Annotated in this window: 30 protein-coding genes, 1 rRNA gene and 1 pseudogene; 10 read left to right on the top strand and 22 right to left on the bottom strand. The window is 49.9% G+C overall.

Annotated features, from left to right (window positions below):
- Nucleotide 1: 1 nt before the first annotated feature.
- The 17 genes from H9I36_RS12555 to H9I36_RS12475 all read right to left on the bottom strand — a co-directional run bounded on the left by H9I36_RS12555 (nucleotide 2) and on the right by H9I36_RS12475 (nucleotide 9,540).
- Complete coding sequence (locus H9I36_RS12555; RefSeq protein ID WP_187385683.1) at nucleotides 2-313, bottom strand: hypothetical protein; 312 nt, start codon at nucleotides 311-313, stop codon at nucleotides 2-4.
- Between the two features lie 426 nt (nucleotides 314-739).
- Nucleotides 740-1,486 carry an ATP-binding protein gene (locus H9I36_RS12550; protein ID WP_187385682.1) on the bottom strand — a complete coding sequence of 249 codons (747 nt, stop codon included), beginning with the start codon at nucleotides 1,484-1,486 and terminating at the stop codon, nucleotides 740-742.
- A complete protein-coding gene (locus tag H9I36_RS12545) occupies nucleotides 1,483-2,424 on the bottom strand; it encodes a DUF6291 domain-containing protein (RefSeq protein ID WP_187385681.1) in 942 nt (313 codons plus the stop codon). Before H9I36_RS12545 ends, H9I36_RS12550 begins: the two co-directional genes overlap by 4 nt.
- Nucleotides 2,417-2,752: a DUF4406 domain-containing protein gene (locus H9I36_RS12540; RefSeq protein ID WP_187385680.1), complete on the bottom strand. Its 336-nt coding sequence runs from the start codon at nucleotides 2,750-2,752 to the stop codon at nucleotides 2,417-2,419. The genes H9I36_RS12545 and H9I36_RS12540 overlap by 8 nt, the downstream gene beginning before the upstream one ends.
- Nucleotides 2,753-2,756: 4 nt before the next feature.
- Nucleotides 2,757-2,930 carry a hypothetical protein gene (locus H9I36_RS12535; protein WP_187384747.1) on the bottom strand — a complete coding sequence of 58 codons (174 nt, stop codon included), beginning with the start codon at nucleotides 2,928-2,930 and terminating at the stop codon, nucleotides 2,757-2,759.
- 290 nt (nucleotides 2,931-3,220) lie between these two features.
- Complete coding sequence (locus tag H9I36_RS12530; RefSeq protein ID WP_187385679.1) at nucleotides 3,221-4,261, bottom strand: DNA cytosine methyltransferase; 1,041 nt, start codon at nucleotides 4,259-4,261, stop codon at nucleotides 3,221-3,223.
- A complete protein-coding gene (locus tag H9I36_RS12525) occupies nucleotides 4,258-4,449 on the bottom strand; it encodes a hypothetical protein (RefSeq protein WP_187385678.1) in 192 nt (63 codons plus the stop codon). Before H9I36_RS12525 ends, H9I36_RS12530 begins: the two co-directional genes overlap by 4 nt.
- A gap of 1 nt (nucleotide 4,450) precedes the next feature.
- Complete coding sequence (locus tag H9I36_RS12520; RefSeq protein WP_187385677.1) at nucleotides 4,451-4,876, bottom strand: hypothetical protein; 426 nt, start codon at nucleotides 4,874-4,876, stop codon at nucleotides 4,451-4,453.
- A gap of 11 nt (nucleotides 4,877-4,887) precedes the next feature.
- A complete protein-coding gene (locus tag H9I36_RS12515; protein WP_187385676.1) occupies nucleotides 4,888-5,436 on the bottom strand; it encodes a single-stranded DNA-binding protein in 549 nt (182 codons plus the stop codon).
- A gap of 235 nt (nucleotides 5,437-5,671) precedes the next feature.
- Nucleotides 5,672-5,866: a hypothetical protein gene (locus tag H9I36_RS12510; RefSeq protein ID WP_187385675.1), complete on the bottom strand. Its 195-nt coding sequence runs from the start codon at nucleotides 5,864-5,866 to the stop codon at nucleotides 5,672-5,674.
- Between the two features lie 11 nt (nucleotides 5,867-5,877).
- Complete coding sequence (locus H9I36_RS12505; protein ID WP_187385674.1) at nucleotides 5,878-6,795, bottom strand: DUF1351 domain-containing protein; 918 nt, start codon at nucleotides 6,793-6,795, stop codon at nucleotides 5,878-5,880.
- A 1-nt stretch (nucleotide 6,796) separates the two neighbouring features.
- Nucleotides 6,797-7,621 (bottom strand): phage recombination protein Bet, encoded by an 825-nt coding sequence (bet, locus tag H9I36_RS12500; protein ID WP_187385673.1) that lies wholly within the window; start codon nucleotides 7,619-7,621, stop codon nucleotides 6,797-6,799.
- A gap of 103 nt (nucleotides 7,622-7,724) precedes the next feature.
- Nucleotides 7,725-8,456 (bottom strand): hypothetical protein, encoded by a 732-nt coding sequence (locus H9I36_RS12495; RefSeq protein ID WP_187385672.1) that lies wholly within the window; start codon nucleotides 8,454-8,456, stop codon nucleotides 7,725-7,727.
- A gap of 2 nt (nucleotides 8,457-8,458) precedes the next feature.
- Nucleotides 8,459-8,806, bottom strand: coding sequence for a hypothetical protein (locus tag H9I36_RS12490; protein WP_187385671.1), 348 nt, complete (start codon nucleotides 8,804-8,806; stop codon nucleotides 8,459-8,461).
- Between the two features lie 15 nt (nucleotides 8,807-8,821).
- The gene (locus H9I36_RS12485; RefSeq protein WP_187385670.1) at nucleotides 8,822-9,169 is read right to left on the bottom strand and encodes a VRR-NUC domain-containing protein; all 348 of its coding nucleotides are present in this window, start codon (nucleotides 9,167-9,169) and stop codon (nucleotides 8,822-8,824) included.
- Complete coding sequence (locus H9I36_RS12480; protein ID WP_187385669.1) at nucleotides 9,166-9,336, bottom strand: hypothetical protein; 171 nt, start codon at nucleotides 9,334-9,336, stop codon at nucleotides 9,166-9,168. The genes H9I36_RS12485 and H9I36_RS12480 overlap by 4 nt, the downstream gene beginning before the upstream one ends.
- On the bottom strand, nucleotides 9,337-9,540 hold the full coding sequence (locus H9I36_RS12475; RefSeq protein WP_021329273.1) for a helix-turn-helix transcriptional regulator: 204 nt from the start codon (nucleotides 9,538-9,540) through the stop codon (nucleotides 9,337-9,339).
- A gap of 260 nt (nucleotides 9,541-9,800) precedes the next feature.
- On the opposite strand from H9I36_RS12475, the pseudogene H9I36_RS13095 reads away from it, so the two are divergent.
- From H9I36_RS13095 to H9I36_RS12460, 4 genes and pseudogenes are all read left to right on the top strand, one after another.
- Nucleotides 9,801-9,989 (top strand): annotated as a pseudogene (locus tag H9I36_RS13095) (helix-turn-helix domain-containing protein); the annotation flags it as partial.
- 57 nt (nucleotides 9,990-10,046) lie between these two features.
- Complete coding sequence (locus tag H9I36_RS12470; RefSeq protein WP_370586978.1) at nucleotides 10,047-10,427, top strand: S24 family peptidase; 381 nt, start codon at nucleotides 10,047-10,049, stop codon at nucleotides 10,425-10,427.
- A 204-nt stretch (nucleotides 10,428-10,631) separates the two neighbouring features.
- Nucleotides 10,632-12,350: a DNA repair helicase XPB gene (locus H9I36_RS12465; RefSeq protein WP_187385667.1), complete on the top strand. Its 1,719-nt coding sequence runs from the start codon at nucleotides 10,632-10,634 to the stop codon at nucleotides 12,348-12,350.
- On the top strand, nucleotides 12,344-14,419 hold the full coding sequence (locus H9I36_RS12460; RefSeq protein WP_187385666.1) for a helicase-associated domain-containing protein: 2,076 nt from the start codon (nucleotides 12,344-12,346) through the stop codon (nucleotides 14,417-14,419). The genes H9I36_RS12465 and H9I36_RS12460 overlap by 7 nt, the downstream gene beginning before the upstream one ends.
- A gap of 100 nt (nucleotides 14,420-14,519) precedes the next feature.
- On the opposite strand, the gene H9I36_RS12455 is transcribed toward H9I36_RS12460, so the two are convergent.
- A complete protein-coding gene (locus tag H9I36_RS12455) occupies nucleotides 14,520-15,368 on the bottom strand; it encodes a hypothetical protein (protein ID WP_187385665.1) in 849 nt (282 codons plus the stop codon).
- Nucleotides 15,369-15,413: 45 nt separating this feature from the next.
- On the opposite strand from H9I36_RS12455, the gene H9I36_RS12450 reads away from it, so the two are divergent.
- Complete coding sequence (locus H9I36_RS12450) at nucleotides 15,414-17,240, top strand: hypothetical protein (RefSeq protein ID WP_187385664.1); 1,827 nt, start codon at nucleotides 15,414-15,416, stop codon at nucleotides 17,238-17,240.
- On the opposite strand, the gene H9I36_RS12445 is transcribed toward H9I36_RS12450, so the two are convergent.
- Both H9I36_RS12445 and H9I36_RS12440 read right to left on the bottom strand, forming a co-directional pair.
- Nucleotides 17,230-17,781: an MBL fold metallo-hydrolase gene (locus H9I36_RS12445; protein WP_187385663.1), complete on the bottom strand. Its 552-nt coding sequence runs from the start codon at nucleotides 17,779-17,781 to the stop codon at nucleotides 17,230-17,232. The genes H9I36_RS12450 and H9I36_RS12445 overlap by 11 nt on opposite strands.
- Nucleotides 17,778-18,443 carry a pentapeptide repeat-containing protein gene (locus tag H9I36_RS12440; RefSeq protein ID WP_187385662.1) on the bottom strand — a complete coding sequence of 222 codons (666 nt, stop codon included), beginning with the start codon at nucleotides 18,441-18,443 and terminating at the stop codon, nucleotides 17,778-17,780. Before H9I36_RS12440 ends, H9I36_RS12445 begins: the two co-directional genes overlap by 4 nt.
- Nucleotides 18,444-18,577: 134 nt before the next feature.
- Here H9I36_RS12440 and H9I36_RS12435 point away from each other — a divergent pair, with 134 nt between their 5' ends.
- Both H9I36_RS12435 and murI read left to right on the top strand, forming a co-directional pair.
- On the top strand, nucleotides 18,578-18,781 hold the full coding sequence (locus tag H9I36_RS12435; RefSeq protein WP_255422754.1) for a hypothetical protein: 204 nt from the start codon (nucleotides 18,578-18,580) through the stop codon (nucleotides 18,779-18,781).
- On the top strand, nucleotides 18,778-19,617 hold the full coding sequence (gene murI / locus H9I36_RS12430; protein WP_187385661.1) for a glutamate racemase: 840 nt from the start codon (nucleotides 18,778-18,780) through the stop codon (nucleotides 19,615-19,617). The genes H9I36_RS12435 and murI overlap by 4 nt, the downstream gene beginning before the upstream one ends.
- Nucleotides 19,618-19,679: 62 nt before the next feature.
- Here the strand turns inward: murI and H9I36_RS12425 are convergent, their stop codons facing one another.
- Entirely contained in the window at nucleotides 19,680-19,952 is a 273-nt protein-coding gene (locus tag H9I36_RS12425) for a hypothetical protein (protein ID WP_255422753.1), read from the bottom strand.
- A gap of 488 nt (nucleotides 19,953-20,440) precedes the next feature.
- Here H9I36_RS12425 and H9I36_RS12420 point away from each other — a divergent pair, with 488 nt between their 5' ends.
- From H9I36_RS12420 to H9I36_RS12410, 3 genes are all read left to right on the top strand, one after another.
- Nucleotides 20,441-21,802, top strand: a complete 1,362-nt coding sequence (locus tag H9I36_RS12420) for a PFL family protein (RefSeq protein WP_187385660.1) — start codon at nucleotides 20,441-20,443, stop codon at nucleotides 21,800-21,802.
- A gap of 97 nt (nucleotides 21,803-21,899) precedes the next feature.
- Nucleotides 21,900-22,850 carry a GNAT family N-acetyltransferase gene (locus tag H9I36_RS12415; RefSeq protein ID WP_187385659.1) on the top strand — a complete coding sequence of 317 codons (951 nt, stop codon included), beginning with the start codon at nucleotides 21,900-21,902 and terminating at the stop codon, nucleotides 22,848-22,850.
- 222 nt (nucleotides 22,851-23,072) lie between these two features.
- Nucleotides 23,073-23,975, top strand: a complete 903-nt coding sequence (locus H9I36_RS12410) for a lysophospholipid acyltransferase family protein (RefSeq protein ID WP_187385658.1) — start codon at nucleotides 23,073-23,075, stop codon at nucleotides 23,973-23,975.
- A 307-nt stretch (nucleotides 23,976-24,282) separates the two neighbouring features.
- On the opposite strand, the gene rrf is transcribed toward H9I36_RS12410, so the two are convergent.
- Nucleotides 24,283-24,394 (bottom strand): 5S ribosomal RNA (gene rrf / locus H9I36_RS12405).
- Between the last annotated feature and the right edge of the window lie 2 nt (nucleotides 24,395-24,396).

Below are 24,396 nucleotides of genomic sequence, written 5' to 3'. Positions count from 1 at the left end.
CTCATTGCATGCTATCGATCGCCTTTTGCGCCATCGCCGCAACCTGTATCGCTTCGGCGGCAAGGTTCATCGCTTTTTCTTTTGTTTGATCTAAACAATCAAGCATATCGGGTGCGCCACCATCGCACTTTACGTAAGACCAAAATTGAGAAAGGGCATCTTTTATGAGGGCACATTCGTACTCTGCTTCTTCCGCTTCTTTTTTAATTACAGCGTATGCTTCGTGCGGCGAATTAAACAACGGGTGTACCTTATTCGCCCGCTCTAGCTCGCTTTTTACTGTCAATTCAACTTCTTTAAGCAATTCTTTCATTTCGTTTCCCTCTTACAAATAATCAACATACGTTATCAATTTATCTATCTTGCGCGTGTAATACAGTTCGTGCCGCACTCGCAGAAATAAATACGCCGTAAAACTTTTTGCAATAAAAAACGTTGATACACGCTTGTATCGCGCGATGATGTACGTTATCGCGTTATGCGCCTTTTCCGCCTTGTCGTCGCGGCTCAATAGCTTGACTTTCCAATTTTGCTGTCCTTCTGTGGCGATATAACGCCGAGAAATCACATAGCCAAGCTCGTACATCTTTGAGAGCGCATTTTCTTTCCCCTCGACTTTGTACTGATACTGATATTCGAGCAACTGCTCATTATCGTCTTGCGGGGCGTCAAAATGCGGTATGCTCGCAATCAATTTCCGGCTCCTCAAAATCAAACGGCAATAAAAGCTGTTCGTCCGCTACACTCTCCAACTCTCACATCCCACCGTTGTTATTAAACATTTCGTCGGATTGAGCCGGTCGAGCACCGCCGCCCCGACGTAATTCGCGAAATCCTCAAGCGACAGATTGCTGATGTATACCGTGCTTTTCTGTCGGCTGTCGGCAATGTCGAAAATCGCGTCCTGCTCCCACTGCGTTTTTTTTCGCCCGATTTCGTCCACGACAAGCAAATCCGCGAGAGTAAGCTCGTAGGAAATTCTGTCGCGGGTTTCGTGTGATCCGAACGATTCGGCGTTTTTATATCGCGCCGAAAGCGTCGAGCCGGTAACGTAATCGCCAGACCAGTACGACGGTAAATCATACGCGCTGTCTCGTTTCCGCGTGTGTATAAGCTCATGTATCATCCAGCAGGCAAGATATGATTTCCCAATCCCCGATTCGCCGAGCATTAAAATCGACACGGGCTTCCCCGCTTTTACAAGCTCAAACGCATTTAGAGCGTCGCGGTAAAACCTCGCCCGTGCCTCGCTTCCGGCCGTATTCAGTTCTCGCGGCATGTCGTAAAACTTCGGCGGCACGATTTTTTTATACGTGCTTTCGGCGAGCACTGCGTAGTATTCGCGCTCGACTTCCCGTGCCCGATTGTCCCATTCGCTCGCCGCTTCGGGGTCTGCGAGTAAGTCGTCGCGGATTTTCTGGAGCCGAGCGATTTCGGTGTCGATCGCGCACCCGATTGAGCGTATTTGTGTATTCAGATCGCTCATGCGTATACCCCCGTTTTCCAACTTTTGACGATTTCGCTCGCCTTTGATTGCTGGCTTTGATCGCCGTCCATGCCGTTTTTCGGCGGTGAGCCGCCCCTACTCGTATGCGGGTGTATCATCTGCACATAGAGCACCGGAAATTTCTCGCGGAGCTTTGCACCGCTCATGATATTCGGCAACCAAAAATTACCGTCGGTTTTTACCCAGCGAATAACTTGTTCGATGTCGTCGTAAGAGCGTTTATCAATGCGATTGAGTTTGTCGATGTCGATTGCCCATGTTGCAATATGCTTTTCACTCGGCGCATAGGCACTGTCATAGTTTTTGTGTAGAGCGGCAAGCAAATGAGCAAGCTCCAGTGCTTTATCCGGCGGTGTTATGCGATTTATTTTTGTTTTTGGCGGCTCTTCGGGGGGAATGTCCGAAACCCCCGTAAGGGGTTCGGGTAAATCATTCTCATTTACATTTGCATTTGCATTTACATTTGCATTATCATTTATGGTTTGTGGAATTACACAAACGGGTTTATGTAAATGTAAAGAGTTTATGTAATTTCCCAATTCTGCATCGGAGACTTCATTTAATACTTTATAAATTAAGCTGATAGAGCATTTATACTCGTCAGCAATACGACCGACCGGCACTCCGTCATGATTTTCTAAAGCAATTTGTAATTTTTCTTCTTGCGTAAATCGTTCGGGACGTCCGCCTTTTTTACCGTTTTCTACGTCTTGTAAATAGCTGTTGCGCTTAACTGTATTTGCGTCAATCTGCGGTTTGATAAGTGTAAAAATTATTTTTAAAACACCGGTTAATTTCGGCCATTTATCAAAAATAGCATACTCGTTTATCGCCCGCATAAGTTCGCCGTATTGCTCGTTATTGAGACCGTCCATCGCTTCGGCAAATGAAGCGTAAAAAACAAAACTGTCAGCCATTTTCTTTACCTTCTTTTATCCAGTCTTCTATCCAATCTTCAACCGTTTTTACCGGCATACCTAGTTTTTCCGCAATGTGCATTTCAAGCTCCGATCCGAACGAAACATACCACGACTGAATAATCGCAACGGCATCGCATTTTGTTACGAGCACCTCGATACAGTGCCGCATACATTTATTCCAGTCCCAGCCGTCATCGCAAATATCAAGCGGCGATATTACCTTATAGCCTGCTACGGTTAATTTTTTGTATGCGACTGCAAAATCAATTTTGTAGTTCGGGTTGTTTGTTATCGCGCCGGATAAATACAGTACACGTGCTTTCATTTATTTACCCTCGTTTTTTTCTTTCGTTATCTTCGTGTTCAGACAGTTTGTTATCCGTCCAATCTAAAATCAATGTAAGCCCCTCAGCTATCAACATTGGCACCCATGCAATCATTCCAAACAAAAGAGATAAAAGATACACCGTCTTGTCTATAATCTTAATAATAATTATTTTCATTTATTTACCCCCGTATTTTAATAATTCCGTGTCGTATATGTTTTTACAGAGCGCGATACATTTCCCGTCGTCGCGGCTTATATCGAGTGCGGCGTTGCATTTTAGACTGCACGTCATCCCGATGTTGTACCGGTGATCGATAACAAAATCGCCGTATTTCGCGCGGTTTGCTTTCGTATTGCCGATCCGGTGCGCCCCCTGCACTCGAGCTTCTAGTGGTGAGCCGCACACTTCGCACACCCCGCCACTTATTGCGAGCGCGTATCGGCGTTGTTCTTTCTGTTGCTCCGTCATTTCGTATATCTCTCTATTCTTACTCCGAGCCATCGCATAACTGGCACTGCCATGCTGTTTCCGATCGCTTTATATCGCGGGGCGTCGGGACATTGCTCTTTCGGCTTCCCGCGCCATTCAATCTGCGTCCAGTTATCGGGGAAGCCCTGTAGCCGCTCGCATTCAACCGGAGTAAGGCGGCGCACACGGTTTTTTTGTACTGTAAGATTTTCCGATCCATATCCGTTATCACCGCCGCTTGAACGCAGTGTACCGACGCCATCTTGATAACCACCAAAAGAGGACGTACTGAAAACAATGTTTGTGCGGCCATTTGTATCAAGCGCTCCGGTAATGTTTTTACTTGTAACAGGTTTTTGTCTACCGTTAACAACATACACATCAATTGCGTATTGCCCGCTTGCTATTCCGTCCATATCTAGACCTCTTGCTCCAAAGCCGCTCGTAAGCGTTCCGGCAATTTCTTTCCCCTCTTCTTTGCCCGTCGCAAAATCCCCGCGCAAGCCGCCTTGCTCAAATAATACTTTTGAGGCAAGGTCGCATCGGTTTCCAATATGTCCGACAACGAACACTCTACGGCGTCTCTGGGGCACTCCGAAATATTGAGCGTCAAGCACCCTGTACGCCCACCCATACCCGCATTGCTCCAGTCCGGCGACAAAGCTCGCGAAATCAAATCCGTTGCCGGAAGATAAAACGCCGGGCACATTTTCCCATAAAACCCAGCGGGGTTTATATTTTGCCACAATTCCCAAATAGGAATACATGAGCTGTCCTCGTATGTCGTTTGTTCCGCCTCGCTTTCCCGCGACGCTGAAAGACTGGCAAGGTGTTCCGCCGACCAAAATGTCAAATTGTCCGATGTCCCAGTTTTCATGTTTCGTCATATCTCCATAGTTTTTAACGTGCGGATATTTTTGTTTTAATAATTCACAAGGAAAAGGTTCGATTTCGGCAAAACCTGCGGCTTTCCAGCCGAGCGGCTCCCATGCGATGGAAGCGGCTTCTATTCCCGAACAAACGGAAAGGTAGGTCATCTATCGCCTCGCGTGAGTTTAATTTCAAAATAATCCCGATCGAGATTTCGCCCCGCCCATTCGATAAGCTCTCCGATTGTCGTATTTTCGTCGCATACCTTTGTAAGCAACACGTCTTTCCAGTCGTATTCTCCGATCTGGACTGTTTCCTCAAACGAAGCGACGATTGTCGGATTAGTTTTTTGCATCTCAATCCTCACGTAAAATTATTCCCAAATCCGCCGCGAGTATGTGCGCGGCTTCGATGAGTTTCGCGCACTCGTCGGTACTGCTTTCGCTTTCGCCTTTCGGGGTAATCACCCCGTGAAAATCCGTATACGGATAACCCATCTGTTCAACCGCAAGCATTTTCACGGCGTTTTTTACCGCGTCATAGTCGTTTCCCGTTTCGGCGCATATCTGCATGATATGGCCATTGAGGTGATGATTTTGCGATCCGTCGCCCGTTGTGCGCGGGCGCTTCGGCTGCGCGATGGTAACGAGGACATAATCGTTGTGTTTGTCGCGGCACTTTACGAGTTCGCGCTTTATCGCCTCGCGGATCGTCGTGTCCGTCGGCACAGCGAACGCGATATGTTCTTTGACATACTCTCGATGCAAAATAACCGTTACCATCGCCGCCGCTCCTAAAACTGTAAATCTTCGGGAAAATCATCGCCCCCGCCGAATTGCTGTTGCGCGGCAGGCGTTTGATACACCTGCTGTTGCGATTGCATATAGTTTCCCTGCATTCGCGGCGGCACCTGCGGCGAGTTGCCGTGATACGGCTCTTGTGCGCGTCCGTAATTTTGCCCGTAAGATTGCGGCGCGCTCGCACTTTCGGGCGCGGATGTCCCGCCGCCGAGCAGCTGTACCGAATTCGCAACGATGTTCACTTTGCTGAAATTCTGTCCGTCCTTTTGCCAGCGATCCTGTTTCAGATAGCCGTCGACGGCGATCTGCTTCCCCTTGACAAGATACGGTTTCAGATTTTCCGCAGTTTTACCCCAGATCGTAACGTCAAAAAAACTCACTTCGTCCGTCCATTGCCCGTCCGATTGTTTTACGCTTCGGTTTACGGCAATGCTCACCTTTGCGCACGCCGTTCCGCCCGCCGTGTAAAAAAACGTTCGCGGGTCAGCGCCGAAGTCTTTTGTTAATCTCCCGATAACCAATACGTGATTGATGTCCGTCATAATTTACCCCCGTTTTTGATACAAACTTTTGTGTCGGTTTACGACAAAAAAGCTCCCGCGTCGTTTAAGCCGCGCGCACCGAAGCACCGTATCAACGTAGCAATGTACGCAATCGGGATATATCCGCACAACCGCATTTTTTAAGTCATACCCCGAAAACTGTTTCCCCGCCGGCATACGATCGATCACTACGCCGACCGCTTCGCAGATGCTCGTGATGTCTTTCTTTGCAAGTTTACCCGTCATTTCTACCCCCTTGCTTTTCGATCGCCTCGTCGAAAAAATACCCCGCGTATTCCTTGCCGTTTTTGATGTGCGTTTTAATCCTGCCGGACGTCGTCAAAAACCATTCGGCGCATTTCAGCACCGACGAAAAGATTTTCGGCTTCGCCGCCGTCTCGTACGCGGGAATTGCGATAACCGCCGTCATAGTTTCCTCGCTCAAAAATCCAACCTCTCAAAACTCACGTACTCGATACCGTTTGACGTAAGGAGCGATTTTACCTCATTGACTTCCGACGGCTTTATGCGGATCGTTACAACATATTCAACCGCTTTTTCTTCCGCCGGTTTTTCAATACCGAGTGCCGCTTGCGCAAGCCTGTCGATCGGCGCGTCTTGTATTTTCCGCGCGTTTTCTTCGCGCACTTCCGCGCGTTGCTTTTCGATCTGCTCTCCGTGCTCCCGCGCCTCTCGTTCGGCTTTTTCCTTTGCGACGGCTTCCCGTTGTTTCGCGAGTTCCTCGCCGTAGTCCATCGTATCGGAGATGTTCAAGCACATAAGATAATGCGCCTTGAGTGTCTCGGCGTCATCGCCGTACTTTTCGATGATTTTAAGCTCCGAATAAATCCGTTTAATAATCGCGTCCATCTCGGCGCTGATGTCGCTCTCTTTTGTCGTTTTATTCAACCACTTTGGATTAAAAACTTTTTCAAGCGGTACGACGTCAAATTTTTTAGAGAGCCAAAGTTCATTGACGTGCGCTTCTTTCGCACGTTTTTCTTCCGCCTCTTTCGCCTTGACGATTTCGTCGAGCTTCCCGCTTGCTTCGCCGATTTTCTTTTCAAGTGTTTTGCACCGTGCTTCAAAATCGGCATAAGGTTTCATAAGCTCTTTCATGAGCTGTATTCGCGATTGCGACAAGAGTTTTTGCGCGTTGTTCAATTCCGCCCTGTCTTTTTTCGCCGCGTCAGCGTCTCCGAGATACGTTTCGGGCGTATAGCTTTTGAGCTTCTCATCGACATACAGTTCAAGCCCCGCAATATTTGTTTCGAGTACGCCCGTGATATTTTTTGTGACGACCAACTGCAATGCGTTTGCCTGTTCAAGTGCGTTTTCCGTTTGTTTTTTTTCTGCCATATTATTTACCTACCTGTATTCCTTTTCGTTTGAGATACGAGACGACGCGGTCATACATCGCAATGACTTCCGCGTCGCTTCCCGTACGGAGCGCTTCTTCGGCGAGTTCGTACGGCTTTCCGCTCAATTGATTACCGTATTTTGTCAAAAGCATTTCAAGTTGTATTACTACGTCCGCAGCCGGTGTGTCGTTTTTCGCTTCCGTATTCGGTGTTTCGGCAGCGTCATCGGGAACTATCGTTGCCGACGCTTCGTGAGTGATGTCGCGTTCTTTCGGCGCGTCTACGCCCATTTCGTCATTGGTGTACGGCATACCGCCGAACTCGTCCGAAAAGCACAAACGAAACGCCTGCGCGATTGCGACCTTGCGCACCATAAAGCTCGGCATTTTGCGCCATATCGCATTAGGCTCGCCCGTCTTTTTACTCGTCTGCACGCACTCGGTATAAAACGCTGTATGTGTAAACGGATGCGTCCAGTCCTTGCGCCAGATCGTAACCGTTGCGGCGAGCGTCCCGTCTTGCAAATTGCCCGTGATTTGCGCCTGCCAACCGTCGAGCTTCCCGATACGTTCCGCCCGTTTTAAGTACACCTCATAACCCGTTACGATCGAGCACTGCCGATATTGCCCTTCGCCGTATACCGTACAATAAATTTCGCGCTTAAACGGATTTAATCCGTACAGCCGCGCCATATTCACAAACATCGCCTTTTCTTTCGACAAGAGCGATTTTGTCAATCCGGTCGTGTCGAGATATTCCATGATTGTTTTTTCGTCTACGGGGGTGATTATCTCCGTAGGCTCTTTTTTAATAATTTCATTCATTCTTGCACCCCTTGAAAATTATTAAACGCGCGCGGCCGCTTGCGTTATTCGAGCGCGCGGGGCTTGCACCCGCCGTGTATCTTTGTTGCGCCCGACCTGTGTTTTATGCGATGATTTTTACATCGGGACACGCTTTTGCGATGTATTCGGCGATACGGTTCATCGCCGTGATCCGCCATGCGCCACCGTCCGCTTCAAACAGCGCAACAAGCGGTATGTTGTCGCTGTTAAGACGCATACGGAGCAAAAACTCGCTTTCCGGCTGTTCGATTTCGCGGAACGTCCGATAAGGCGCGAGTTTGACAATCGGCTTCAACGTAGCCTTTCCTGTCATCTTGCCGGACACGCCACGCGATACGCCGACCTGTTGCGTAATACCGTCGTCTTCCGTTGCGATTGCCGTTCCGCCGTGTAATTTGGAGACGAACGACAGAACGTAGTTCGTGTCGTTCTTTTCACTCGGCACAAAAAGGCTTCGGAATTTGATCGCGAATTCTTCCTGCGTCATAAATTGCCCGAACGGGAATTCTTCGACTTCGCAAAGTTCGGCAGCAATAAAAGTTTCCCGTGATTTATCTTTGCCGAACAGCTTGCTAACAAGTTTTGTTCTGTTGATGTCGGAAACAATGACCATACCGTCATCTTTTGTAATGCCGTCAAAACCGTTGTTGATATATGTGCAAAAACCCAAAAGACTATGCACGGTAAGCCGATCCGCGCACGGTGTAAAATACACCGGCTGGAGCTTGTGCTCCGAAAACACCTGTCCGTCGACTTCGACGGTTCGATTTTGCATTGCAAGCTCTTCGATTTTGTCGATCGTTGCTTTATCCATTTTTATTGTCCCCCTGCGGCTTCCGCCATTCTGTAAATACCCGGCTTATCCATGCCGAGTTCCTGCTGATTGTAGTTGTCTTCGTAGGCAACCACTTCGTTGTCTTCCGTGCCGATAAACATCATGCCGTCCGACGATTTGACCGGCGCGAGCTTACTCGTTACGTCGATCTTCGTCGCCGCCGTCTGCCGTGTCTTGTCGGGCTTTATCTGTATTTTGATACAGATTTCCCGCGTTGCATCCGGCTTGACGTTGTCGTCGGCGATGTTGCGCAGCACCTTGTTGAATTCCTCGTCGAACATATCAATCACGACCCCGTGCTGTAAGTTCGACAATTTCACCTTTTCCATTTCCATATGCACCCCCTATATACACTTATTAATTTTTAATAATTCCATTGCTTCCGCGCCGCTTGTTACCACAAACGCAACGCCGCCCTTGCGGTTTATGTCGTCGATCCGCTCCGCCTGTGCGTCCGACAACCTGCCGCCGACAGGTCGTTTGCACTCGATGCCCACGTGCCGACCGCGGTTGTCGTACCCCTCGAAGTCGAGCGTTCCCGCTTCGGCTGTTTTAACAAACCGTTTCGATCGCCCCTCGCCGATTGCAAAGCTCCCCGTGTTTATCCGCTGGAGCTTCAAACCCGTGATTCGGATCACCTCTTTCACTTCGCGGACAACTTCGCTCTCCGGCACGTCGCGTAACGTTTTCATACAAGTTCCGCTGCTTCGTCGAGCGAAAGCCCGTGCAGTTGCTGCTGAAAACCCTCTGCCGCGTGCCGATGAAACTTTTCCATATTCTCATCGCCGCGCTTTTTTGCTTCTTCCGCTTTCGCCGTTTCGTCGGCGACCGTTGCAATAAGCCGTTCGTATCGTGTCATTTATTGCTCCTTGACCCATTTTTCCAATTCGGAGATGTAAAACCGACTGGCTGCTCCGCGTCCCGATTTTTCAATCGGCGCGAGCTTATGCGCTTTTATACGCCCCGCAGACACCCACGCATACAACGTCCCTCGCGATACGCCCAGATACTCCGCAGCTTCCGCCATCCCGACGGGTCGCTCGTATTCCCTTACGTTTTCCATTTTGCACCTCAAAAAAAAAGGCGCACAAAGCCGTCATCTCGCTTTATGCGCCAATTGGACGTTCTCCTTGTCCCCGTCCGTTGCCAAAGGCAACTACGCAAGATGACGTAACGTAGTTGTCTTTTATAAATCACTACATTCGTAATGATTTATAAAAATATTACTACCTACGTAGTGATTTGTCAAGTATTTTCTTTACTTTTTTTATGTATTTTTCTTATTTTTATTGATTTTTTCTTCTTATATGCTAAAATAGCAGTATGGACATAGCTATTTTTTGGGAGGGGATAAAAAAATTGTGCAAACAGCATGGTATAACCCAAAGAGAGCTGTCAGTCAAAATCGGGAAAAGTGCGCATACGATTGAAACTCAAATGTTTCGCGGAACTGTTCCTGATGCACATGAGATTAATCAAATCGCGAAGGTCTTCGGGATATCACCTGGCGATTTATTAATTAATAATTTTGACGGTATTACACGCGATATACCGACAAATGCGTTTGTTGTGCCGATACTCGATCAAGAATTATCTGCGGGTAACGGCGTAGACTTGCCGTCAACCGACGTTGTAACCGGATATTTTCCCGTACCGAAAGAATTATCCCGTTACGGCGAACAGCTCGCAGCTCTGCACGTGCGGGGCGATAGTATGGAGCCGACGCTGCGATCCGGCGATATGGTTGTTTGCGATAGTTGCGGGTGGGACGGAACAGAGGGGCTGTATGCGATCCGCTTAAACGGCTGCGGGTATGTTAAACGTGTGCAGGCGGCGCGCGGAACGTGCATTATCCGAAGCGACAATCCAAAATACGGATCGTTTGAAGCTCCCGCAGACAAACTCGAGCTTATCGGACGCGTGCATTATGTCATACATAAGCTCGATTGATTGCTCGTGTAAGTCGCTCCCGTATGGGAGCGTAGCACGAGAAAAAATTAATAAAAATGTAGCCTGTAATGTAGCCAATTCAAAATTAAAACGCAAAAAATCGCAGAAAATATATTAAAACTCTCTGAATTTGCAATTTCTTTTCTTATACTGATATTTTATTTTGTTTGATTGTTTTTATATTATATGTCATAATACTCTGTTATGCAAAACGATAAGCCGCTCATCGTTCAAAGCGATAAAACTCTCCTGCTCGACGTGCACGCGCCGAAAGCCGACGAATGCCGGAACGATTTGATTCCGTTCGCGGAGCTCGAGCGTTCGCCCGAATATTTGCATACGTATCGTTTGACGCCTCTGTCGCTGTGGAATGCGGCGAGTGCGGGTTTTACGGCGGACGATATCGCAGCGGTTTTGAAAAGGTACAGCCGCTTCGACGTACCGCAGGCGGTCATCGCGTGGATGCGCGAAACGGCGGAGCGTTTCGGAAAGTTGAGGCTCGTCGCTTGTCCTTCTTCGAACGCGGAAGAATATCTCAAGCTCGAAACGGATTCAGAGCGCATCTACCGCGAACTGTGCGCGAACCGCGGGCTGGCAAAATATTTATTAATCGATGAAGACGGCAGCCGATGCTTCCGTGTCCGCCTCACCGACCGAGGCACGGTAAAGCAGGAATTGATAAAGACGGGCTGGCCGGTAAAAGACGAAGTGCCGCTTGCAGACGGAGAAGCGCTCGACATCAGCCTGCGCAAAACGACGTCGAACGGCTCTCCGCTTGTCGTCCGCGAATACCAGCTTGAAGCGGCGAAAGCGCTCGTCGGGGACAAAGGCCCCGGCACGGGATTCGGTACGATCGTGCTTCCGTGCGGCGCCGGCAAAACGATCGTCGGTATGCAGATCATGGACATGCTCAAAACGAGCACGCTCATCGTTACGACGAATATCACGGCCGTCCATCAGTGGATCGCGGAACTCGTCGATAAAACGAATCTCACTGCGGACGATATCGCCGAATACACGGGCGAAGAAAAATCGATCAAGCCGGTGACCGTCGCGACGTATCAGATATTGACGTGGCGGCCTGAAAAGGACGGACCGTATCCGCATTTTTCTCTGTTTCGAAAACGAGCGTGGGGATTGATACTCTACGACGAAGTGCACATGCTGCCCGCTCCCGTTTTTCGCGTCGTTGCGGAATTGCAGGCGGTGCGCCGCGTGGGGCTGACGGCGACGCTCGTGCGGGAAGACGGCTGCGAAAGCTATGTGTTCAGCCTCGTCGGGCCGAAGCGTTATGACGTTCCGTGGAAAGAACTCGAACAGTCCGGCTGGATCGCGTCGGCGGAGTGCATCGAAGTGCGCCTCGATTTGGATGGCGATGAAGAGATCCGATACGCCGTCGCAAACGCGCGCACGAAACATCGCATCGCAAGCGAAAATCCGATAAAAGATCGGGTCGTACGGGAAATCGTCGATCGTTTTCCGAACGATAAAATCCTCGTCATAGGCCAATACATCGACCAGCTCGAAAAGCTCGCGCGTATGCTGCACGCTCCTATCATCACCGGAAAAACGCCCGTATCCGAACGCGATTCGATCTACGGCGAGTTCCGCAGCGGCAAACTGCACGTACTCGTCGTCTCGAAAGTCGCAAACTTCGCGATCGATCTGCCGGACGCGTCGCTCGCGATCCAAGTGTCGGGTACGTTCGGAAGCCGTCAGGAAGAAGCGCAGCGTCTCGGACGCATACTCAGACCGAAAGAACGCACGGCGCGTTTTTTTACGCTCATCACGCGGAACACGGTCGAAGAGGACTTCGGTGCGAACCGACAGAAATTTCTCGCTGAGCAGGGATATTCCTACCGCATTGTCAGGTATCGCGATACAAGCGATTTCGATGAAATCACGGAAGACGATCTATGTTGAACGAATCCGATAAAAAACGGCGCACGGCTTTATGGCAAGCTTCTCTCGCGATGCTCCCCGACAGCCGCTTTTTCGATATGCTGCGCGCCTATCTCGGAAAAATCAAAACGCCGTACAACAAACAAAATCTCATCGAACAGCTGTCTTCTTTTTTTTGCAGGGAGCAAAACAGAAAAAATCTCCTCACTCTGCTCGATGATTTCGACGAAAAAATCATCACCGCCCTCGTCCTCGTTCCCGAAGCGACGGAGGAAAAACTTATATGCTTTTTTTCAGGAGAATATACTTCTTCGGAAATTACCGCACGGCTTTCGAATCTTACCGACAGATTAATAATTTATAAAGATGAATCGAACAAAGACGATCCTCAGCGCCTGTACGTAAATCCGCTGCTTGAAGATTTGCTTGCTCCCCGTATCGATATCGCACGCATCATCCCCGAAGCACAGTACGCATCCCGCACGGAAGGTGGAAGTTTTTCGATCTCGCCCGAATTTATCGCCGCCGTCATTTCTTATATCGCCGAAAGACCGGATCTTTGCAAAGCGGACGGTTCTTTAAAAAAGATCGACGCGGCGCGCTTGGAAACCGTGTTCGCCTGCGGAACCGCCCCCGTTCAAACGCTCATCACCGCATTATTAAATTTGTCGCTCGTCAAACGGAACGAAAGCGGCATCACCGTCGATTATGCACGATCGCTTTCGTTCGCGGAACTTCCGCCTGAAAAACAATACGCCTACCTTACTGCTGCATCAAGCGCTTCGCTCGATCGGGAAGGACTGCGCTCGTACGCCGAACTCATCCTCGACATTGCGGCTTCCGTTCCCGATTCAGGTCTTACGAAACGCGTCCTTCTCAGATGTATGTCGCTGCTCGGAAGTTCCGTTCGGGAACAGCGCCGTTTTCGTGCGCTCATCGACCGTTCGCACGGCAAACGCGACGACGGAAGCGATGTGCGTCCGCCCTTCGAGCGCATCGTCGATGCGGCGGAAACGTTCGGTCTCTTTACCGTCGCCGGAAAAACGAAAGAAGGCGATGCTATTTACCGCGTCGGAAAAACGCTTTCGGACGAAGAGAAAGCGGATACGAACACACGCTTTCTTTCGATCAATTCGGGCTTTACGGTTACGCTTTTACCGGGACTCTCGCTCAAAGCGCTTTTGCCGCTGTCGCTTTTTTTACGCGTCGTCAATTTCGATACGACGGTCGAATTCGAAATCGATAAAGCGTCGGTGATCCGAGCCTTCGATTTCGGCTACACTGCCGAAACGATCAGCTCGCTCCTCGAAAAATACGCCGCGCACGGCGTTCCGCAAAATCTCCGTGTCAGCATCGAAGACTGGCAGCAGCTCTACTCGTCGGCGGTTTTGTATAAGGGCTACGTTTTAAAACTCGATGAAAAAAATTCGAAGCTCATCGAAAAAAATCCGAAAGCGGCGCGCTTTATTCAAACAAAATTGGCGGAGGGGGTATACCTCTTGAATATTCGCAGCGACGAAGATGCGGCGGCTTTCGGCAAAGAAGCGGGTTTCGATTGCATCGGAAAAATAAAAACCGATGCCGCCGACCGCACGCCGCCGTCATTTCCGCCGATCGGAAGCGGTGAAGACCAATTCAAAGACGTACGGAAAAAGAATGCCTGCCGCCCCGAAAAAAAGCAACGCGACAAACTGCTTTCGGATCTGCACCGCACGCTCGCGTCGCTCGATCTTTCCAAAGCGCAAAAAGAAAATCTTTCAGCCCGCATCGACAGTAAAATCATTTTGTCGGCGGAACAGCTCGGCAAAGATACCGTGCGTAGCGAAAGTGCAGAAGCGGGAGGCATGGATTTTCTCGGCAAAGTGCGCCTCGTCGAAAGTGCGATCGCATCCGGCGACATGATCGAAGTGCGTATGCCGAAAGCTGACGGTTCGGCAAAACTCGAAACGATTTTGTGTACGCCGCTTTCGCTTGCAAAAGCGAGCGGAGATGCGGAAGTAACCGTGCATATCGAAGCGACGAAAAAAACGGCGACGCTTTCCGTCGGCGGAGCCGCCAATATAAAACTTATTAAGACTTCGATATTTTAATAAGTTTGATGCCGAGGGTCGAAGTGTTTTTAATAAATCTGCATATTATGATTTTAAAAATCGTTATTGTCTGCGGCTTAGTACACTGTATTTATTATTTTTAAATTTTTACCCAAAGCGATGTGTTTACGTGCCACGCACGAAGATGCATACCGTCGGTATCGCCGGTATTCGCAGATGTATCTTCGGAGCGTTTGTCGGCGATTTTATTGCCCGCAGTTTCACCGTTTGCAGCTTTGCTTTCGTCGATTTTCGCATCTGCAATTCTGAATACGCGGCAGGAGTACGGAAATCGGCCGAATGATTTTTCTTCGGGCTCAGCATCAAGGATTGCGTCTGCGTTGTCACTTGTTTTTTTGACAGCACGGAGCGGCGCTTCTTTTTTATCGTCGCACAGGCTACCGTCTTCGCTTCTTTTTGTATCACCTGCCGTCTCTTCGATATATATTTTTCCAGCGAGTATCTTTCCGTAAACAGAGGTATCGTTTCGAAAGTACAATGCTGCAGGAAAAAAAAATTCGCCGTTTGACATTTCCGGCGCATCGATCGTAAACGATGCGATTGCGCGATGTATCGTTTTCAGTTTTGCTGTATCGAATGTCGAATTCACATCGCCGATGCTTTGCAGCATGGCATTATATGATGCATCGAACGCATCCTCATTACAGACATTTTTCAGCGCCGTATCATATGGCACGATTTGTGCACAATCCGTATTGTACGCGTTTTGCGTTCGTTCGCAGTCTTTGTCCTGAGCACAGTGCGTTTGCTTTTTTTTTGCCGTATCGCGTTCCGCCACTCGGCAATCGAAATTATTAAAAAATGCCCACAGCGGAAATACCGGAACCCAGCAGGGTTTTCCCGCTTCGGCGTTGAGGCGCGAAAGCGTCGCTTTTTGCGTGCGGGACAGAATGAGCGCTTCCGTCGGGTGAGGAATAAGGGCGAACATAACGGCAGTATAGCTATTTTTATAAAAAAAATGTAGTATGATCCGATGACGACTTTTTTTAAAAAATTAACAATAAAACAAAAAATTATTTTAGGTGCGCTCACGTTCGTGTTCGCGTGCGATATCGGCTTGCTTGCAAAAAAATATCTGTCGAAAACGTCTCCGCTTTCGCTCGCCTTTACGGAAGAAATGCAGGTGTCCACATCGAAGCTTAGGGCGCTGAATGCAAATGCGAAATCGAAAAAAGCTCGGGCCGGCTACGCATATTATCGTTTTACGGAAGAGCAGCGGAAGTCGTTGGTTTCATACATTGAACGTTTCGGCGATGCCGCACTTTCGGTGCGCATACGGGTTTCGCATAAGACGGCGGGTGCGGATAAAGCGTTTATGCTCGGCTTTTTATTTGCCGACGATTTTACGTTTCGAGGCAGGCTGCAAAAAGAGATCGAAAAGCGGCCGCTTGCGAGCTTCGTCGCGCAGAATCTTGCAGAATTCGTTCTCGCGTTTTCGTTTGAAAAAGATGAAATGAAAAACGGCAAAAATGTACCGTACGGTTTTTTCGTGTATGCGGCCGTCCCTTCGTCGATTATCCGTGCGGAAATTCGAAGAGGGGCGATAGGCTGGGATAGAAGCGCTTCCGTACCGCTCTTTGCTTTTGCGCCGAACGGAGGCGTCATGCACGAGTCGCCTGCGGAGGCGGATTTTTCGGGCGCATCGCTCGTCTTTCCGTCGCAGAACACGGATGCGTCCGTTATGCCGAAGATCGTCGCGGCGTTTTATGCACCGGACGATTGGGGTACGGCGCAAAATCCCGCAAAGACGGAGCTGAATGCGGGCGGCGAAAAATTAATAATATTCCGTACGGATAAAGCGCAGGTCGCGGGTTCCGAAAAAAAAGCGTACGCATACGATATTCAGACGACGGCGCTTGCAAATCCTTTTTCGACGGTTTCGTGCAGCGACAAAATTAATAATATTTCCGTTCTCATGATGACGCGGAGCGATGTCAAAAACGAATTGAATACGGGCGGAAAAATTCTTGCACCGTTTGCGACTGATCCCGGCCTGATCATCTCCTGGCCTCGCTCGAAGTGGCGCACGGGCGATTACGAACTTTTCGAGTGGGACAGATTTCCCGGCGTACTCATCATCGATACGAAAGACTTTGCGGTGCAAAACGATTTTTTTAAACGGCTCGCGTTTTTTTCCGAAAAGATGGGCTACCGCGGTACGCTTCTTACCGACGAAGCGCTCGAAGGTATGCACGGTTTTAACGCGCACGATTACAGTGCCGCATCCCTTGCAGCATTTTTTACGAAAGCCCGGTCGGAAAATTTTCCGCTCAATCAGCGGGAGCTTCTATTGCGCGATATCCTGCTTACAAACGGCGTGATCGCAGCCGACGGCGCTTCATACGCCGCAAGGAAGGGTGCCCTCATTTCGATTTCGCAGGAATCCCCGGAATGGCTCCGCAATCGCTATATTGCGCATGAAGGATGGCACGGCATTTTTTTTACCGACGAAAATTTCCGTAATGCGACGGCGGCCGTTTTTTATACGACGGACGAAACTTCGCGCGATTTTTTGATGAGCTATTGGCAATTACATCCCAATCTCAACTACGATTTGAACGACGAATATCTCGTGCACAACGAATTTATGGCGTATATCATGCAGCAAAACGTTTCCGCCGTCGCCGCATACTTTGTCAATCTTGCGAATTGGACGTCGGTGCAAAAAGCGATCCCTTCGCTTGCAGCATACGTGCGGCAGACGCACGGCATTCCGTTTGAAGATGCGGCAAAAGTATTCGATGAATACGCATTCGACAATTGGGGGCTTTCGTGCGGCCGCGTGTGGCTCATACGATGAACATGCGTTCCGCACCGACGCAGGTCGGCGGCCCGTGTCCCGGCATGATGACGGTCGCGTCGTTTTCAGACAGGATTTTTTGTTCGATGTTTTTCCGGAGTACGAAATCGGAATAGCTGCTGTTCGTGCTTCCGATTTTTCCGGCGGAGAGGCTGTCGCCGGTAAAAAGGACGTTGCCGATTTTGTAGACCATGGAATCGGCGGTGTGACCGGGCAGCGCCATGTAGCGCACCGTAAAACCTGCGATGCGGATTTTCCCGTCGCCGGTGATGACGTGCGTGTCGTTTCCCGCCACTTCCCAATCGGCCGCATAGACGGCGGGCGTATATATTTTGCGCAGCGTTTTTAGGCCGTGTACGTGACTTCCGTGATTGTGCGTGATAAAGACACCCGCGAGTTTATACGATTCGTCTTCGATGCGCTTGATGATATCGTCCGTGATTTTGCCGGGGTCGATGATAATCGCTTCTTTGTTAAATTCGTTTTCGATGATGTAACAGTTTGAAAATCCGCCGATGTTGAGATGAAAATATATTTTCATATACCGCCCCTCATCTTCGGCGCGATTCCCTGAAAAAGTTCGCTGCCCTTACGGTCGAAAACGGCTTCCCTCGTGTTCGACATTTTCATTGAAACGTTTTCGCACGAGCATTCGAGAAAAAGAGTGTTTTTGATATTGCAATTTCTAAGCGATGTGTCGACGAGGCGCGCACCGATAAAGCGCGAATTGTACAAGTCCGAATCGTCGAACGATGATTGAAAGGCCTGCACGCCGTTGAAATTGTTTTGCACCATGTCGCTGCCGGTGAATATCGTGTGCGAAAAGGTACAGCAGGCGAACGACGTAAACTGCATAGTGGAACCGGCGAGCATGCAGTCGGCGAATGTTGCAAAATCGAACATGCACAGTTTGCCGCGCAAACCTTCCGAGCGGAGATCGGTAAACGTGCAGTGCTGAAAATTGCAGCCGTAAAATCGCTTATTCGATAAATCGATGTCACGGAACATAATGCCTGCGGCGTTTAAACCGACTATGACGTCGTGCGTTTTAATATAATCGTAAATCGATCTTTTTGCGCGGCCGGGATCGGGCGTGTGGTTGAGACAGTATCCGCGTTCTTCGGTCATACCGTTCGTTTCATCGAAGACGGAAAGCGAAAGATTTTTGCACGAGTGAACGAAGCACTTGTTCAGCGTAAACATGGTTTTATCGTACGCTATTGCGTTTGTTTAGTCAAACGATTACAATCGATTCCATGTGTTGGAAGTGCAAGCGCGCGATACGCAGTTCCGAAAAAATATTCAGGACATCGGTATGTGAATTTTGCGGAGCCGATTTGCATGTCTGCCGCAACTGTACGTTTTATTCGCCGGGTGTGCATTACGATTGCCGGGAAACCGTGGAAGAACTTGTAGCCGACAAAGAAAGGGCGAACTTTTGCGCAGCGTTTTCACCGCGCACCGATTTTGCATCCGGCGGCGACAAGGCGGCAAAAGCGCGCGATGCGTTCAACAGTTTATTCGGCGGTATCGTGTTATGAATTTTGCGTTTTTAGATTCGGGTACCGGCGGCATCCCCTATATGCTTCGTCTCAAACGGTTTGCTCCCGACGCGACTTGCGTCTACCTTGCCGATACCGTGCATTTTCCGTACGGAGAAAAAACCGTTCCCGAAATAATCGAATACTCGACGGCTGCCGTTTCGCGCATCATCGACACGTGGCGTCCGGAAACGATCGTCGTTGCGTGCAATACGATTTCCGTTTCCGCCCTCGCCTCCCTTCGCGAACGCTTTCCCTCCGTGCCGTTTATCGGTACGGTGCCTGCGATAAAGCTCGCCGCTTCGGTGACGAAAAATAAAAAAATCGGTTTGCTTGCGACGAACGCGACCGTGCGCGACGCATACATACGCGAGCTCGAAAAAGGTTTCGCATCCGGCTGTACGATATATTCGCGCGGAGATGCCGACCTCGTTTCGTTTATCGAACGGAAGCTTGTTACCGCCGACGAAAACGAAAAGATGCGCGCGGTTATGCCGGCGGTCGATTATTTTGCGGAAAAGGGCTGCGACACGATTGTGCTCGGCTGTACGCATTTTACGCATCTTGCGGATATCATGCAAAAGGCTGCGGGAAAAAACGTAAACGTCGTCGATTCGCGCGACGGCGTTGCGCGTCATGCGATCGAAGTACACGGCGATTTTATTCATTCGGGAAAAAAGAGAAACGAAAATATTTTCACTGCAACAGCCGATTTTCTTTCGGACGTGCCCGACGAATCGTTTTTCGTTACCGGCATTTCGGACGATAAGGCGAAAGCGTATTACGAGGCGTTTTGCAAAATGCTCGCGATCCCCTTCGGAGGAACTCTCGCGTAAGACGCCTTTATAGAGGCAGGCCGACACCCCCGTAAAAAAATTGCTTAAACACCGTTGCCGGTTCAGCTGATCGATTCCACTTCTTCTTTGGTAAGACCGGTCATTTGCATAATAAAATCACGTTTGCAATTCGTATGTTTCATCAATTTTGCCGTTTCAAGCTTTGCTTTGTATGAGCCTTCGGAAATGCCCTCGAGCTTTCCCTGTGCGATGCCCAGCGAAAAACCTTTCGCTTCACCCTGCACAATACCTTCCTGCAATGCGATTTCTCTTTCTTCTTCTCTCTGCACGGCGATGTCCACATCGTAATCGTACTCGGCAATTAACATATTCATCACCTCTCAAAAAACTTTTACAGGAAGTTAGAGCCTCCGGCTCGTTCTGCAAAGAACCGATTCTACGTGTCCGCTTTCGCGGACTTCGAATCAACTTCCGAAAAAGTTTTTTCTGTGCGTGTATCTCGCAACAAGCGCGTCAGCGCGCCGTTTCGAGCGGAGCGCACACGTTCAATCGGCGAGTTTGCAACGCAAACTCGAGATAAGAACGCTGCGATTTCGAGCAATGCGCAGAAATCGCGAGTGTCTCCTACAAAAGAAAAACGCTCGGCGTTTTTCGTCTCCGGACTTTAGCGGAGGCGCTATTTCAGTCGATGCTTGTTATCGTACCTCCGCTATATAAATCGCGGAAATAGTGCGATTTCGGAGTTTTTTGAAGAAATTCTTAACGAACAGGAACACGAAGCAGGAAAGCCGTATCGTTCATACGCGTGCATCTTGTATGCGTTCCGATTTACTTTATTTTCGCCAACTGCTAAAATACCTCTATGATTTTTTCAGCGACCGAAATCGAACAGACTGTCAATATGTTTATGCGGCAAAAGCTCGACATCCGCGCGATCACCATGGGCATTTCACTGCGGGACTGCATTTCAGACGACGGCAAAAAATGCCGAAACCGCATCTACGATAAAATTATGAAGCGGGCGGGAAACCTCGTCAAAGTCGGCCGCGAAATCGAAGCGGAATTCGGAGTGCCGATTATCAACAAGCGTATAGCGGTCACACCGATTGCGATGATTGCGGAAGCGAGCGGCGAACAAAATTACGTCGCGTGGGCGGAAACGCTTGACAAAGCCGCAAAGGAACTCGACGTCGATTTTGCCGGCGGCTTTTCGGCTCTCGTGCAAAAGGGCATCACTGCGGGAGACGCCGTCCTCATCGATTCGATCCCCGAAGCGCTTGCGTGCACCCAACGGGTGTGTTCGTCGGTCAATCTCGGTTCAACGAAGAGCGGCATCAATATGGACGCCGTAAAGCTCATGGGACAAATCGTCAAAAAAACGGCGGAGCGCACGAAAGAAAAAGACGGCATCGGCTGCGCAAAGCTCGTCGTGTTCTGCAACGCGCCGGAAGACAATCCTTTTATGGCCGGCGCCTTTCACGGCCCGGGAGAAGGGGACGCGGTACTGAGCGTCGGCGTTTCGGGACCGGGCGTCATTCTCGCCGCCGCAAAAGAATACAAAGGAAAGCCTATCGATGAACTTGCCGACGGCATCAAAAAAACGGCGTTCAAAGTTTCGCGCATGGGACAGCTTGTCGGAACGGAAGCGGCGCATCGCCTCGGCGTCGAATTCGGCATTCTCGACCTGTCGCTTGCGCCGACTCCCGCCGTCGGAGATTCGGTCGCGCGCATCCTCGAAGAATGCGGCCTTGAAAGTGCGGGCGCTCCCGGTACGACGGCAGCTCTCGCTATGCTCACCGATATGGTAAAAAAAGGCGGCGTTATGGCGAGTACGAAAGTCGGCGGTCTTTCGGGCGCCTTTATTCCCGTGTCGGAAGACGAGGGGATGATCCGCGCGGTAAAAGAGCACTCGATTACGCTCGAAAAACTCGAAGCGATGACGACGGTGTGTTCGGTCGGCCTCGATATGATAGCGATCCCCGGCGACACGACAGCATCGACGATCAGCGGCATCATCGCGGATGAACTCGCGATCGGCATGGTCAACAACAAAACGACCGCAGTACGCGTCATCCCCGTTCCCGGAAAAACGACAGGCGATTGGGCTGAGTTCGGCGGCCTTTTGGGCGGCGCGCCCGTTATGGAGGTCAACTCGTTCGGCTGCAAAGAATTCATCGATCGCGGCGGGCGTATTCCCCCTCCCATTCACAGCTTCAGAAATTAATAAGTCGAACGTCGAGTTTTAGGAAACTCGAAATTGAAATTAATAATTTGCAAGAGTCGCCGTTTATTGATACGCGAAAAAATCGGAAGGTATCTTTATGCGCTTTATTCCGGTCGATGAAAAAAAGAAAGCGGAAACGCTCGCCTTCCTTGCAAAGCACGAGCGCACTTGCGTATCGCTTGTAGAACATCTACGGCTCGGAAGCGGCGACAGCTTTACAATCGAAAGCGATGCGCGCGAAACGCTCGGCGTCATAAGCGTCAAAAGCAGAATGCTCCTGTGCATCCCGAATGCCGTCTCTTTGCAAAACAACGGAGCTTTTTGTACCTCCGTGAAAGCTTTTTTGTCGGACAAGAAAATATCATGCGTAAACGGTGAAGCCGAAGCGGCGCACTTTATCATGAAAATTCTTGCCGAAATCGGCAGGACGCCGCTGCACGTAAACGAATACGCGCTTATGACGCTTTCCGAATCGGCGCTAAAAAATCTCGAAGCAAAAAGCGAACGATATGCGGCGGTACGGGGAGAGCCGCAAATGTGCGGTATGCGTACGGAGTGCGCTGCGGCAAATCCGATTTCGGAAAATGCGGCGGCAGCCGGCGAAAAAGCGTGTTGTGAAAAATTTAAAATAGTCCGATGCGGTATAAGGGATGCGGATACGCTCATGCCGCTGCAGCTCGCATACGAAGCCGAAGAAGTGATCCCTCCGTGCAGAACGCAAAACCTCGCTGCGGCACGAAAAAACCTCGAACGCATTTTAAAAAACGAATATGTCGTCTCGCTGCAAAACGCCCGCGGCGGTGCAGCTGCAAAAGCGAACACGAACGCCGTCGGCATCCGCTGGGTGCAGATAGGCGGGGTGTACACCGTTCCCGATTTCAGAAGAAAAGGATGCGCATCGCTCCTCGTCGAAACGCTCGCCGAAAAAATCGTCGCATCGAATCGGCTGCCGGTGCTCTACGCACGGAACGGAAACGAAGCCGCGCAAAAAGCGTACGCGGCGCTCGGTTTTACGAAGACGGGCGGCTTTACGATCGCGTATTATTAAGTCACATCAATCTTATTAATTAAAATTGAAACCGCTGAAAAATTCGATCGCGTCTTTGGCAGAGCACGAAGGGTTATTGTTCTGTCATCCGGCGGTTTCGACAATATGACAAAACAGGTTGAATTGTCGGATTTTGTTTCGGCGTTGACATATTGCGCTTTCGAATTTACTATAGCGGTAGTATCGGTGTACAGTGCCGAAGTTCAGTATCAGGAGACTTACATGGGAATACCCCTCGCAGAAAAATGTAAAAAATATTTTGCCGAACTTACGGAAGCGTCGCGCGCTGCGGCAAAGATCCACGAAGAAAACGTATATCAGGAAGCGAATCCCTTGACGCGGAAAATCATGGACCAACTGTTGTCGGATGTTATGCTTCCCGACTCGGGGATCGTCGATATCGAAAACTTCAAAGCGTTTTACCGCGCGATAACAGAAGAAGGCAAAAGCGGCCTCATTTTGATGGAACACTATACAAATCTCGATTTGCCGGAAATCTGCTATCTGCTCGAAAAGCAAGGTGAAGACTGGGCGAAAGATTTATCGAAGCGGATCGTCGCCGTCGCCGGTATGAAGCTCAATGAAGAAAATCCGATCGTGCGCGCGTGGGCTGAAGGCTTTACACGGGTGGTCATCTATCCGACGCGCAGCCTCGATAAAATCGAAGCGAATGCGCAGTCTGAAACGGAAATCGAAGAAGAAAAAAAGCGCGCACGCAAAATCAATTTGGCGGCGATGCACGCTATGGACGATTGCAAAAAAAGGGGACAGGCGATCCTCGTGTTTCCGAGCGGCACGCGCTATCGTCCGGGCAAGCCTGAAACGAAACGCGGTCTTCGGGAAATCGACAGCTATCTGCGTCTATTTGACGTGATGCTGCTCGTGTCGATCAACGGCAACTGTCTCCGCATCAATCCGGAAGCTCCGGACAATATGATGATGGATTTAGTCGAAACCGATACGATCACGCTGTCGGCCTCTCCCGTCATGGATTGCAAACAGTTCCGGCGCGACGTGCTCGCGAGTTTGCCCGAAACCGAAGAAGACGCAAAGCAAAAGATAGTCGACCGCGTCATGGCGATTTTGGAAGAAGGGCACAAAGCGGTCGCAGCAGGACGAAAGTAAGCCCGGCATCGCAGATATGAGCCGATGATGCACCGCAGGAAAAGCATGCCGGAAAGCAAAACGGGAACCTGACCTTCGCAAGTGCGGCGCACGTAAGGCTGCAGCGACAATAGAGGCGCGGTACTCGGTTTAGTTATTATTTTCCCGAATTTTATAATGAGCGTGTAAATCAACAACCTCGACGCAGAGCGTCAAGGTTGTTGTTCTCATAAGATGGTTGCAGTCGGCTTTAATACCCTTTGCTACGACGCGGCATATGAGATAACCCTCCGCACGAATAAGTTAGTAAAAAATTAAAGAAAAAAAAGCCCGGCAGCTGCCTACTTTCCCGCATTTAGAGCAGTATCATCGGCGCAAGGGAGCTTGACTTCCGTGTTCGGAATGGGAACGGGTATTTCCTCCCCGCTATGGCCACCGGGCA

The sequence above is a fragment of the Treponema sp. Marseille-Q4130 genome (assembly GCF_014334325.1).
Lineage (GTDB): Bacteria > Spirochaetota > Spirochaetia > Treponematales > Treponemataceae > Treponema_D.
The sequence above is the reverse complement of the archived record's forward strand: the minus strand, read 5'-3'. Positions and strand labels throughout refer to the sequence as shown.

Coding starts and splice junctions, on each gene's coding strand:
- H9I36_RS12540 (WP_187385680.1), bottom strand. CDS start 2,752: ATGAAAGCACGTGTACTGTATTTATCCGGCGCGATAACAAACAACCCG.
- H9I36_RS12535 (WP_187384747.1), bottom strand. CDS start 2,930: ATGAAAATAATTATTATTAAGATTATAGACAAGACGGTGTATCTTTTA.
- H9I36_RS12515 (WP_187385676.1), bottom strand. CDS start 5,436: ATGACGGACATCAATCACGTATTGGTTATCGGGAGATTAACAAAAGAC.
- H9I36_RS12545 (WP_187385681.1), bottom strand. CDS start 2,424: ATGGCTGACAGTTTTGTTTTTTACGCTTCATTTGCCGAAGCGATGGAC.
- H9I36_RS12455 (WP_187385665.1), bottom strand. CDS start 15,368: ATGTTCGCCCTTATTCCTCACCCGACGGAAGCGCTCATTCTGTCCCGC.
- H9I36_RS12440 (WP_187385662.1), bottom strand. CDS start 18,443: ATGTTTACGCTGAACAAGTGCTTCGTTCACTCGTGCAAAAATCTTTCG.
- H9I36_RS12525 (WP_187385678.1), bottom strand. CDS start 4,449: ATGCAAAAAACTAATCCGACAATCGTCGCTTCGTTTGAGGAAACAGTC.
- H9I36_RS12425 (WP_255422753.1), bottom strand. CDS start 19,952: ATGAATATGTTAATTGCCGAGTACGATTACGATGTGGACATCGCCGTG.
- H9I36_RS12555 (WP_187385683.1), bottom strand. CDS start 313: ATGAAAGAATTGCTTAAAGAAGTTGAATTGACAGTAAAAAGCGAGCTA.
- H9I36_RS12490 (WP_187385671.1), bottom strand. CDS start 8,806: ATGGAAAAGGTGAAATTGTCGAACTTACAGCACGGGGTCGTGATTGAT.
- H9I36_RS12485 (WP_187385670.1), bottom strand. CDS start 9,169: ATGAAAACGTTACGCGACGTGCCGGAGAGCGAAGTTGTCCGCGAAGTG.
- murI (WP_187385661.1), top strand. CDS start 18,778: ATGAATTTTGCGTTTTTAGATTCGGGTACCGGCGGCATCCCCTATATG.
- H9I36_RS12475 (WP_021329273.1), bottom strand. CDS start 9,540: ATGGAAAACGTAAGGGAATACGAGCGACCCGTCGGGATGGCGGAAGCT.
- H9I36_RS12460 (WP_187385666.1), top strand. CDS start 12,344: ATGTTGAACGAATCCGATAAAAAACGGCGCACGGCTTTATGGCAAGCT.
- H9I36_RS12450 (WP_187385664.1), top strand. CDS start 15,414: ATGACGACTTTTTTTAAAAAATTAACAATAAAACAAAAAATTATTTTA.
- H9I36_RS12495 (WP_187385672.1), bottom strand. CDS start 8,456: ATGGATAAAGCAACGATCGACAAAATCGAAGAGCTTGCAATGCAAAAT.
- H9I36_RS12415 (WP_187385659.1), top strand. CDS start 21,900: ATGCGCTTTATTCCGGTCGATGAAAAAAAGAAAGCGGAAACGCTCGCC.
- H9I36_RS12550 (WP_187385682.1), bottom strand. CDS start 1,486: ATGAGCGATCTGAATACACAAATACGCTCAATCGGGTGCGCGATCGAC.
- bet (WP_187385673.1), bottom strand. CDS start 7,621: ATGAATGAAATTATTAAAAAAGAGCCTACGGAGATAATCACCCCCGTA.
- H9I36_RS12465 (WP_187385667.1), top strand. CDS start 10,632: ATGCAAAACGATAAGCCGCTCATCGTTCAAAGCGATAAAACTCTCCTG.
- H9I36_RS12420 (WP_187385660.1), top strand. CDS start 20,441: ATGATTTTTTCAGCGACCGAAATCGAACAGACTGTCAATATGTTTATG.
- H9I36_RS12410 (WP_187385658.1), top strand. CDS start 23,073: ATGGGAATACCCCTCGCAGAAAAATGTAAAAAATATTTTGCCGAACTT.
- H9I36_RS12530 (WP_187385679.1), bottom strand. CDS start 4,261: ATGACCTACCTTTCCGTTTGTTCGGGAATAGAAGCCGCTTCCATCGCA.
- H9I36_RS12505 (WP_187385674.1), bottom strand. CDS start 6,795: ATGGCAGAAAAAAAACAAACGGAAAACGCACTTGAACAGGCAAACGCA.
- H9I36_RS12510 (WP_187385675.1), bottom strand. CDS start 5,866: ATGACGGCGGTTATCGCAATTCCCGCGTACGAGACGGCGGCGAAGCCG.
- H9I36_RS12480 (WP_187385669.1), bottom strand. CDS start 9,336: ATGACACGATACGAACGGCTTATTGCAACGGTCGCCGACGAAACGGCG.
- H9I36_RS12520 (WP_187385677.1), bottom strand. CDS start 4,876: ATGGTAACGGTTATTTTGCATCGAGAGTATGTCAAAGAACATATCGCG.
- H9I36_RS12445 (WP_187385663.1), bottom strand. CDS start 17,781: ATGAAAATATATTTTCATCTCAACATCGGCGGATTTTCAAACTGTTAC.